The following is a 9,967-nucleotide window of genomic DNA, read 5'->3' on the forward strand; positions in this document are numbered from 1 at the left end:
ATTCTGAGAGTTGTTTCTGTCTTTGCGTTCGATTGCCAACGGACTCACTGTGGCGCGAGCTGTTGCCGGTTTCCCGCTGATCCTTGCCCTGCAGTTCGGCTGGCAGGGCTCGGCCTGGTGGTTGCTGCTGCTGGCCGGCCTCAGTGATGCGGCCGATGGCTGGCTGGCCCGTCGCGCAGGGGGCGGCAGCAGCTGGGGCGCTCGCCTGGATCCCCTCACTGACAAGGTGTTGATCGCGGCACCGTTGCTCTGGCTGGCGTCGTCCGCCGTGCTGCCGCTCTGGGCGGTCTGGTTGTTGTTGGCACGTGAACTGCTGATCTCTGGCTGGCGGTCCCAAGTCAGCGATGGGGGGCCGGCCTCGTTGTCGGGCAAAGCCAAGACGATTCTTCAGTTCCTCAGCCTGTTGCTGATGCTCTGGCCTGCCGGTTGGATCCATGCTCCCGAGCTTCAGAGCCTGGGCTGGTGGCTGTTCTGGCCCTCCCTTGCCCTGGCTCTGAGCTCAGCCCTGGGTTACCTCATGCCCCGATCAGCGCCACGTCAGAACTGAAGTCTGGAGCTGCGGTTGGACTCTTGGCGTAGTCGTTGCTGTAGCTGTCGGCCAGGCCCTTGGCCAGGTCAAAGCTCGGTTGCCAGGCCAACTCGCGTTCCACCCGGGTGATGTCGGTAAGAAAGTGATTGAGCCGCAGTGGGAAGGCCTTGCGGGCCTTGGGGTCCAGATCGCTGGGGTTGAAGCTGCGCAGATCGAGGCCATCGGGATCGCGGCCGCAAGCCACGGCGGCGGCGCGGATCAGGCCCCGGAAGCTGATGCCCTGTTTGCCGGAGCAGTTGAAGATGCGGTTGGCCGCTGCATCCACCTCGATGCAACGGGCCATTGCCTCCGCTAGATCCTCCACATGGCCCAATTGGGTGATCGTGCTGCCGTCACCGGGGAGGGGAATGGGGCGATTGTGCACGATGCGATCGAAGAACCAGCGTTCCACCGGGTTGTAGTTGCCCGGCCCGTAGATGTAGGTCGGCCGGAAGCTGGTGAAGGAGATACCTTCTTTGCGCAGCCAGGCTTCGGTGTCGGCCTTGCCGGCGTGACGGCTCTGCGGATCGATGGGGCTGGATTCATCCAGGGGCCACTGTTCCGAATCTGCATACACCCCGGCTGAACTCACATATACAAAGCGATGGCTGGGGGCCCCAGTGATGGCCACCACGCGGCTGCTGTCCTCCTGCTTGCGTCCGGAACTATCAACGATCACATCGAAGTTGCGGCCCTGCAGTGCGCTTAGACCTTCATCGTTGCTGCGATCTCCACAGAGATGTTCCACACCGGCGGGAACGGGGTTCTTGCCGCGGGTGAACAGGGTGAGTGCATGGCCCTGGGCATGTAGGCGGGCCACCAGGGGCCTGCCCACGAAGCGGGTTCCCCCCATCACCAGGATCTTCATGCACTTGGGCCCGAAAAGCGCAGCCATTGAAGCGTGGCGCTGCAGGATGGAGGGTCTCTGGTCCGCCTCCGATGGAGATCCTTCCCGCAATTGATTTGCTCGATGGTGCCTGCGTCCGGCTCCACCAGGGGGATTACGACCAGGTGACCCGATTCAGTGAGGATCCTGTGGCTCAGGCCCTCAGCTGGCAGAGCCAGGGGGCAACCCGTTTGCACCTGGTGGATCTCGATGGCGCCAAACGGGGTGAGCCGATCAATGACGCAGCGGTGCGGGCCATCACCTCCGCTCTCGACATTCCTGTTCAGCTCGGTGGTGGTGTGCGCTCGCTTGGGCGTGCCGAAGAGTTGATCGCCTGTGGCCTGGATCGGGTCATCCTCGGCACGGTGGCGATTGAACAGCCGCAGTTGGTCCAGGAGTTGGCCCAACTTCATCCCGGCCGCATTGTTGTTGGCATTGATGCCAAAAATGGCCGGGTGGCCACCCGGGGCTGGATCGAGCAGAGCGATGTTCTAGCTACCGATCTGGCCAAGCAGTTCAGTGCTGCTGGCATCGCGGCGATCATCACCACCGACATCGCCACCGACGGAACCCTCGCCGGCCCCAACCTGGAGGCCTTGAGAACCATGGCGCAATGCAGCGCTGTTCCGGTGATCGCCTCCGGTGGTATCGGTTGCATGGCCGATCTCCTGTCGCTTCTGCCCTTGGAGCCTCTTGGTGTGACGGGAGTGATCGTTGGCCGAGCCCTCTATGACGGCCGTGTTGACCTGGCGGAGGCCATCGCCGCGTTGGGTGAGGCAAGGCTTCAAGACGTCACCTCCGTGGCGGCAGACATCGCCTGAACAGGCCTAGGGCCTTATGGTTAAGGGAGCAGGCACCTTCTGTGGTAAGAGCAGCCGCCGGCAAGAGCAGCACGCTGTCCCCCGCGGGTAGCTTGCAGGAGGTGTTTGAGCAATGCCGGGGTCTGGGGATGCGCCTCAGCCGTCAGCGCCGCATGGTGCTCGACCTGCTCTGGAGCGAAAAGAGCCACCTAAGTGCTCGAGACATTTTTGAACAATTGAATCTGAGGGGGCGGAGCATCGGCCACACATCGGTGTATCAGAACCTCGAAGCCCTGCAGTCGGCAGGCGTCATCGAATGTCTCGACCGTGCCAGTGGTCGCCTGTATGGCTACCGGAGTGATCCTCATAGCCATCTCACCTGTCTGGACAGTGGTTCGATCGAAGACATCGACGTTGTTCTTCCCGACGACCTGTTGCTTCAGATCGAACAGCGCACCGGCTTTTGCATCGAGTCGTACACCCTGCAATTGAACGGCCGGCGCACCCTGGAGAACTGAGCAGAAGCTCGTTACCTTGAGCCCAACTCTTTCGGGTTCAACGCTTGGCCTCCCCTTCGCCGGTGCGGATGTTGCTGCTTGCTCCGGATCTGTTCGGGGAGTCGCTGGCGCTGAAACTCACCTCCGCCCGCACCGATTGGGAGGTGGTGCTTCGTCCTGAGCGCCTGAAGGGCTCCCCTGCCCTCGTGATCTGGTCGATCGACACCGTGGCCTCATTGTCGGCGATTCAGCAGGAGCTGTTCGCCCTTCAGGAGCGCTGGCAGCCCGCCCCGGTGTTGCTGCTGCTTCCCAGCGGGCTACTCCTGTCGCGGGAACAGCTACTGGAGCTGCCGGCCGCCGGCCTGCTTCAAAACGTTGATGCACAGGGCCTCCAGAACGCCATTGAAACCCTGCTGCAGGGTGGTCGTGATATTCGCCTTGAGGCTGCTTCGGAGACCCAGAACCAGGGTCAAACCATGGGCCTGGGGCAGTGGTTGCTGGTGAGTGGCCTGCAGCAGGTAAGCCGCGACCTCCGGCGGGTGGAGGCCCTGCTCAATCCGCCCCCGGAGCAACCGTTGCTGTTCCTTCTGCTCCAGGGTCGCCGACGCGAATTGCGCTTCGCAAAGGGCTTGCTGCTCTGGCTTTGGGGGCCGCTGCAAATGGGCCTCGAGCATGCGGAGCCTTTGGCCCCATCCGCGTCCAGCAATGGATTACCCACCACCACGGCGATCAGCCTGCGCGAACGCAATGCCGTTGCGGTTTGGGATGCCATCAGAGACCGCATCGATGCATCGGTTCAGGCGGGATTGACTAATTCCACCGGCCGTCTGCTGGCGATTGAAGGTCTGCACCCGGATCGCCGCCGGGAGTTGCTTCTGGCTTTGCTGCAACAGCTTGATCAGGTCTTGCAGCGCCTGCGCAGCCGCCAGGACAGCATTGCGATAGCCCAATCCTGGGATGCCCTTCAGCCCGAGTTGCGCCAGCAGGCCCTCACCGCTTTGGCCGGCAGCTACGTTCAGATCCCCTGCGACGGCGAGCTGCAACCGGTGGTTGCATCGCTGCTCAGCCGTGCTGATCTCACCGGTGCGGACGGCGAGCTGCCGGATCCAACCGGAATGCTGGCCCCGCTGGTGGCCGATCAGCCGATGCTGGTGAATGGCTTGCTGCTGCCGGCCGATGATCCCAGGGCCTTCCTGCAGCTGGAAACCCTGGTCAGCAATTGGCTGGTTAGGACAGCTGAACTGATTGGTGCCGAACTGTTGGATGCCTGTGGTGACTGGCCGGAGCTGCGTCGTTATCTGCTGCGGGATCCCCTACTGGCGACCCGGGAACTCGATCGCCTCAGGAACCGCTTGAACACCCAGCTGCGTTGGGCGGATTGGGTTGAGCGCCCCATTCAGCTCTACGAAAGCCAGCGCACCCTTTTCCAGTTGCGCTCAGGTCGCATCGAACCGCTGCTGCTGACGGAGCCCCGCGATAAAGAGCTCAATCAGCTGGGTTGGTGGCAGCGGCAGGTGGCCTTGCTGTTGGAAGCCAGGGATGCCCTCGCACCTCAGGTGCAGGCCCTGGTGCGCCGGATCGGCGACCTTGCTGTGATCCTGCTCACTCAGGTGCTGGGTCGCGCTATCGGTCTAGTTGGGCGGGGCATTGCCCAGGGCATGGGACGCAGCTTCGGCCGCGGTTAGGCGCCTGGGTCCACAATGGCGATCCGCTGCTTCGGCTTGATGCTTGCTTTGGTGCGCTGTCTGATCACCGTTTCGATCGCGCTGCTGCTCCATGTCGCTCCAGCCGCCGCTGTGTTGAACAGTGACAGCTACGACGGCAACATCTATGCCCTCTACGCCGGCAACGGTTCGTTGGTGCCTCCCGCTAACACTCTGGAGGAGTCCCTTGCGGAGGGACGCACGGCCGTGATCATCTACTACTTGGATGACAGCGCCGTGAGCAAACGCTTCGCTCCGGTGGTGTCTGAACTGCAACGGCTTTGGGGCCGCAGCATTGATCTGCTGCCGCTCTCCACCGATCCGCTACAGGGCCGTGAAGCCCTGGGGGCCGGTGATCCAGCCACCTATTGGTCCGGAACCATTCCTCAGGTGGTGGTGATCGGTACCGATGGCCGGATTGTTCTCGATCAGAAGGGTCAGGTTCCCCTGGCGGCGATCAACGATGCCATTAGCGCCTCCACCGGTCTTCCCGCTCCCGATCTAGGGCGGATTAACCAGGAAGGCAGCTTCAACGAAGTGAACATCGAAGTCACCGCTAACTGAGACGCCCACAGCCACGGCGCCTACGCTGCCGGCCAGTTGTCCCGGTCGCTGAGCCGGATCCGCTGTGTCGCTGCTGCTTGCTCCGCTAGGCCTTGGACTCGCCGTGGCCTGGTTGGAGCTCCGCCACCGCCTGAGACCGGCTTCGCCGTTGCGGATGACTCCTCGCAACTGGCGCGTCGATGATCTGAGCGGCCGGCTCCGCATCGAAGGTGTGTTGGAGATCAGCAACCCCCACCCCCGCATGGAGGTTTTTGTGCCGGAGCTGCGGGTCGAACCCGTTCTGCTTGGGTCCTTCGACCCCGCCGGTCTGGAGGTGAAAACGCGGATCATTGCTGACCATCCCGATGAGGAGACCAGGGCGGACGGCTACTGGGCGGCTTACATCGTCAAAGGACGCAAGACCACGCGTGCTCGGGTTTCGATCGAGATCACCGGACCAACGCCATCGGCCCGGGTTGACAGCCTCTGGGTGGATGCCCACTGGGTGAATTACGGACCCTTCGGTCGCTTGCAGCGCCGTCAGGGCGTGCTGGTTCCCCTGACCCGTCCTAAACCCCTGCAGCCCGATCAAGCCAACTTCCGCCAGGGGGAGGGCTGCCGTGTGCTGCCGCTGCGCACCCACCTGCTCGGACCCCTGGATGACTCCATTGACGTCTTGCGGACCTATGCCGCCGATTTGGTCCAGCCCGGCGACATACTCACCATCGGCGAGACCCCCGTGGCTGTGATCCAGGGGCGCTATCGCCATCCCAGTGAGGTGGAACCAGGCATGGTGGCGCGTCTGGCTTGCCGTGTGTTCCACCCCACCAGCAGCCTGGCGACTGCCTGCGGCATGCAGACCTTGATCGATTTGGTGGGCCCGACGCGGGTGCTTGCGGCCTGGCTGGGGGGCCTGCTGATGAAGCTGGTGGGCATCCCCGGGGGCTTCTATCGCCTCGCCGGTGATCAGGCTCGCTTGATCGACGACATCACCGGAACCACACCGCCCTACGACCAGACCATCGTTTTGGGTCCATCGCAGGCCGAGCAGTTCTGTCGTGATGCCTCTGCTGAACTCGGGGTTGACGTAGCCATCGTCGACGTCAACGACCTCGGCCGAGTGAAGGTACTGGCTTCCAGCCCCGGATGTGATGAGGGCTTGCTGGGTCGGGCCCTGCGCCCCAATCCCGCTGGCAATGCCAATGAGCGCACCCCCCTGGTCTTGGTGCGGCCAGGCCTGGAATGAGCGATACATTGTGAACAGTTGGGCTTGGAGGGTGTCCGGTGACAGAACCCAAGACAACCTCCATCCGTATTGAGCCCCTCAATCCGGCCCACCTAGCGCAGTGGAATCAAGACGCGCCGATCAATCAGCTCTCACGGTTTCAGGGCTTTCTGATCGGTGAATGGCTTTCAAGAGTCGAGCAGCGCTTCCCTGATCTGCTTCCCAGCCGCTCGCCTCGTTGCTTGATGGCCCTTGATGCTGATCGCCCGGTGGCCAGTGTTGTGGCGCGGCCGTTCAACCGCCGCGGCAGCTGCTGGATCCTCCATTTGCCGGAGCTGCTGGGGCCGGTGGACGATCACAGCCATCGCATCATTCAGCAGTCCTTGCTTCAGCAGGCCCTGCAGTCCTGGACGGCCCAGATTTGCAGCTGGGTGATCCGTTGTCCGGCCACCGATGCCGATGCCATCGCCCTGCTGCGGGAGCTTGGTTTTCAACCGCTTCGCCCATATCAGTGCTGGTGTCCACCAGGTGGCGAGGTTGAGTCAATGGGCAGCGATCAGCTGCCTGCGGGTCTGCGTTGGGCGGCATTGAACCGCCGCACCGCCCAGTTGCTGTGGCCGATCGAGCAGGGCGGCAGCCACAGCCACCTGCGTCAGATCACCGACCGCCATTGGCTGGATCTGCTGGACCGGAACGGACCCGGCTGCGGCGTGCTCATGGCCGGAGACGCTGTTCTTGCAGGCTGCATCCGCCTTCCCGACGCGGGCGAGGCCGGTTTCCTGGAGCTGATGCGTGACGTCGCCTGGGATCCCCGGCTGGATCAGGCCCTTCCCCACATTTTGAACGGAATCATTCAGCGCGGCCGCCCCCGTGGGCTGCTCACAGCGTTTGACGATGCACCCCTCAGCCGGATCTTGGAGGCCGAGGGGTGGACCCGCGGCGAAGAGCAGCTGCTGCTCGGACGAAGCATGTGGCGGCGTCAGTCACCCCAGCGCAACTCGCAGCTGTCCCGATCGCTCGATCAGGTGCTGGGCCGTTTGCGGCCCCAGGGCACACCCCTTCCCACGCCAAGCCTGGGTGATCGGCACTGATGCGCCCGCGTCCCTGTTCGATCCTCAGCCTTGATGTGGGCCGGCGGCGTATCGGCCTGGCCGGCTGCGATGCCCTCGGCATTAGCGTCACCCCCCTTACTGCCCTGCGTCGCGGTCGCTTTGATGCCGATCTGGTCGTTCTGCGGTCTCATTGCCGCGAACGCTCAGTGCAGGGGCTCGTGGTGGGATTGCCCCTGGATGCCGCGGGCCAGCCCACTGCCCAGGCGGAGCATTGCCAGCGTTACGGCCTGCGGCTGGCAGCCGCCCTTGAGCTGCCCCTGGCCTGGGTGAATGAACACAGCAGCACCTGGGCGGCCGGTGAACAGTTCGGGTTGACGGGTGACCGCAGCGGGCGTCTGGACAGTGCAGCCGCTGCCCTGCTGCTGGAGCAGTGGCTGGAGGAGGGTCCGGAGCTCAAACCGGCCCAACAGAGTGCGTCAAGGTCGGGCGCCGGGGCGGGCGATGGTGGATCCTAAGCCCAGTCAGAGCCGCGTCTATGTCTGAGTCGGGCCCCGGTAAGAGCAGCGATCACCCCACCTTGCTGGTACGCGACCGCGAGGGCCATGACCTGCTGTGCTTCCTCGAGCATCTGATCCCCATCGAGGGGCAGGACTACGCCCTGCTCTCGCCGGTCGACACGCCCGTGTCGCTGTTTCGGCTTAATGACGATGCTGAGCCAGTGCCGATCACGGAAGTCGCCAGCAGCGAGCCGATTCTCTCGGTGGCTGATGTGGTGCTCCAGGAGCACGACCTGGTCTTGGTGCGATCGGCGATCACCCTCACCGTCAGTGGTGAATTGGAGGAGCCGGATCAGGACGAGCTCGATGAGCTGGAGGACGATGACGACGTTGATGAGGACGCCGAGACCTTTGAACTGCTGGTGAGCTTCATGGTCGAAGCGGAGGAATACGGCCTTTACATCCCGCTCGATCCTTTCCTGGTGTTGGTGCGGATGGTCGATGGTCAGGCGGTGCTTCTGAGCGACGATGAGCTCGACCGCGTTCAACCCTTGATTGAGGCCGAACTGGAGGAGCGTGAATGGCCGGATTGACGGCACAGCATTGGTTGACCCCTGATTGGGATTCGCATCTCACCATTGCCCAGCTTTCGATACCCCACCTCACGGCCCATGGCCTGATGGCTGCTGTGATCGATGTCGACCGCACCCTCCTGCCCGGTCGTGATGTGACCTTGCCAGGGCCTGTGCGCGACTGGCTGGTTGATGCCGGCCGCCGCCTGCAACTGCATCTGTTCAGCAACAACCCCTCCCGCGATCGGATTGCCGCTGTGGCTGATCAGCTGGAGGTCAGCTTCACCTTTGGTGCTGGCAAGCCCCGGCGTGGCGCCCTGCGCAGCGTGGTTCGCGATCTCGCGCTGCCACCGGAGGCGATCGCGATGATCGGAGACCGTGTGTTCACAGATGTGCTCTGCGGCAACCGGATGGGGCTTTACACGGTGTTGGTGCGTCCGGTTCGAGAGGATGGCAAGCCCTGCCGCCATGACCGAGTGCAGCGGTTTGAACGCGCCATGGCCCGCGTCATGGGGGCGCCTTCAGCATGACCCTGTGGGTCGTGAAAGTCGGTACCAGCCTGCTTCGGGGGGAGACAGCCGCCACAATTGATGGCTACGCCCGCTGCTTCGCAGAGGCCATGGCCCGGGGGGATCAGGTGGTGCTGGTCACCAGTGGTGCCGTTGGGCTGGGCTGCCAGAAGCTGGCTCTCTCCAGTCGACCTGACACGGTTGTTGCTCTGCAGGCCGCTGCAGCCATCGGGCAGGGCGCGCTCATGGCTCTTTATGAGGGAGCGATGGAACGCCACGGCTATTCCGTGGCTCAAGTGTTGCTGACCCGCTCCGATCTGGCCGATCGCCGTCGCTATCAGAACGCTTCGGGCACCTTGCGGCAGCTGCTGAGCTGGGGGGTGCTGCCGGTGATCAACGAGAACGATGCCCTCTCGCCGGCGGAGTTGCGCTTCGGCGACAACGACACCCTTTCGGCTTTGGTGGCCGCCGCTGTTGAAGCGCAGCAACTAATCCTGCTCACGGATGTTGACCGCCTTTATTCCTCCGATCCGCGGGTTGATGCCAATGCCGAACCGATCTCGGATGTTCGCCACCCCCGGGAGCTGGACCAGCTCGAACAGGGGGCCGGCGACGGCGGTCGCTGGGGCACCGGCGGCATGACCACGAAGCTGGCGGCAGCCCGCATCGCCACCGCTAGTGGCATCACTGTGCAGCTCGCCGATGGCCGCGACACCGCTCGCCTCGAGGCCTTGTTGCAGGGGGAACGGGGGGGGACAGTGTTCCATCCCCACCCCGAACCTCTGGGTAATCGACGCAGTTGGCTCGCCCACGTGCTTCGGCCTGAGGGTGAACTGCAGCTGGATGCGGGGGCCTGTGATGCGCTGCAGCACCGTGGCGCGTCTCTGCTGCTGGTGGGTGTGACAGCGGTGCGGGGCGATTTCGCAGCCAATCAACCCGTTCAGTTGCTGGACCCCCAGGGCGAGGACCTGGGCCGTGGCCTCTGTTCGATGGACAGCGACCAGCTGCGGGCCGCGATGAATGATCCATCGCCGGGGGAGTCCTCCCCGGTGGTGGTGCATCGCGATGGTCTGGTGCTTCGCAGTCGGTAACCACGTCTACGATCCGCCGGAATG

Annotated in this window: 12 protein-coding genes; 11 read left to right on the plus strand and 1 reads right to left on the minus strand. The window is 63.7% G+C overall.

From position 1 onward, the window contains the following. The first annotated feature begins 10 nt into the window (after positions 1-10). Positions 11-547, plus strand: coding sequence for a CDP-alcohol phosphatidyltransferase family protein (locus FZZ85_RS00590; RefSeq protein ID WP_226411190.1), 537 nt, complete (start codon positions 11-13; stop codon positions 545-547). Here the strand turns inward: FZZ85_RS00590 and FZZ85_RS00595 are convergent. Then, complete coding sequence (locus FZZ85_RS00595) at positions 516-1,436, minus strand: NAD-dependent epimerase/dehydratase family protein (protein ID WP_226411925.1); 921 nt, start codon at positions 1,434-1,436, stop codon at positions 516-518. The two genes, FZZ85_RS00590 and FZZ85_RS00595, sit on opposite strands and share 32 nt — an antisense overlap. Before the next feature lie 71 nt (positions 1,437-1,507). Here FZZ85_RS00595 and hisA point away from each other — a divergent pair, with 71 nt between their 5' ends. The 10 genes from hisA (at position 1,508) to proB (ending at position 9,943) form a co-directional block, all read left to right on the plus strand. Then, on the plus strand, positions 1,508-2,275 hold the full coding sequence (gene hisA, locus FZZ85_RS00600) for a 1-(5-phosphoribosyl)-5-[(5-phosphoribosylamino)methylideneamino]imidazole-4-carboxamide isomerase (RefSeq protein ID WP_226411191.1): 768 nt from the start codon (positions 1,508-1,510) through the stop codon (positions 2,273-2,275). Positions 2,276-2,403: 128 nt separating this feature from the next. Continuing rightward, a complete protein-coding gene (locus FZZ85_RS00605) occupies positions 2,404-2,772 on the plus strand; it encodes a Fur family transcriptional regulator (RefSeq protein ID WP_226411927.1) in 369 nt (122 codons plus the stop codon). Between the two features lie 68 nt (positions 2,773-2,840). Continuing rightward, entirely contained in the window at positions 2,841-4,436 is a 1,596-nt protein-coding gene (locus FZZ85_RS00610) for a DUF3685 domain-containing protein (RefSeq protein ID WP_226411929.1), read from the plus strand. Positions 4,437-4,451: 15 nt separating this feature from the next. Then, positions 4,452-5,018, plus strand: a complete 567-nt coding sequence (locus FZZ85_RS00615) for a thylakoid membrane photosystem I accumulation factor (RefSeq protein WP_226411193.1) — start codon at positions 4,452-4,454, stop codon at positions 5,016-5,018. Between the two features lie 64 nt (positions 5,019-5,082). Next, positions 5,083-6,243 carry a F420-0:Gamma-glutamyl ligase gene (locus FZZ85_RS00620; RefSeq protein ID WP_226411195.1) on the plus strand — a complete coding sequence of 387 codons (1,161 nt, stop codon included), beginning with the start codon at positions 5,083-5,085 and terminating at the stop codon, positions 6,241-6,243. Between the two features lie 38 nt (positions 6,244-6,281). Next, positions 6,282-7,313 (plus strand): hypothetical protein, encoded by a 1,032-nt coding sequence (locus FZZ85_RS00625; RefSeq protein WP_226411197.1) that lies wholly within the window; start codon positions 6,282-6,284, stop codon positions 7,311-7,313. Next, positions 7,313-7,789: a Holliday junction resolvase RuvX gene (gene ruvX / locus FZZ85_RS00630; protein ID WP_226411199.1), complete on the plus strand. Its 477-nt coding sequence runs from the start codon at positions 7,313-7,315 to the stop codon at positions 7,787-7,789. The genes FZZ85_RS00625 and ruvX overlap by 1 nt, the downstream gene beginning before the upstream one ends. Positions 7,790-7,809: 20 nt before the next feature. Next, positions 7,810-8,364, plus strand: a complete 555-nt coding sequence (locus FZZ85_RS00635) for a DUF3727 domain-containing protein (RefSeq protein WP_226411201.1) — start codon at positions 7,810-7,812, stop codon at positions 8,362-8,364. Further along, positions 8,352-8,873 carry a YqeG family HAD IIIA-type phosphatase gene (locus FZZ85_RS00640; RefSeq protein WP_226411203.1) on the plus strand — a complete coding sequence of 174 codons (522 nt, stop codon included), beginning with the start codon at positions 8,352-8,354 and terminating at the stop codon, positions 8,871-8,873. Before FZZ85_RS00635 ends, FZZ85_RS00640 begins: the two co-directional genes overlap by 13 nt. After that, positions 8,870-9,943 (plus strand): glutamate 5-kinase, encoded by a 1,074-nt coding sequence (proB, locus tag FZZ85_RS00645; protein ID WP_226411206.1) that lies wholly within the window; start codon positions 8,870-8,872, stop codon positions 9,941-9,943. Before FZZ85_RS00640 ends, proB begins: the two co-directional genes overlap by 4 nt. The last annotated feature ends 24 nt before the right edge of the window (positions 9,944-9,967 follow it).

The organism is Synechococcus sp. MU1642 (assembly GCF_020514115.1).
GTDB lineage: Bacteria > Cyanobacteriota > Cyanobacteriia > PCC-6307 > Cyanobiaceae > Parasynechococcus.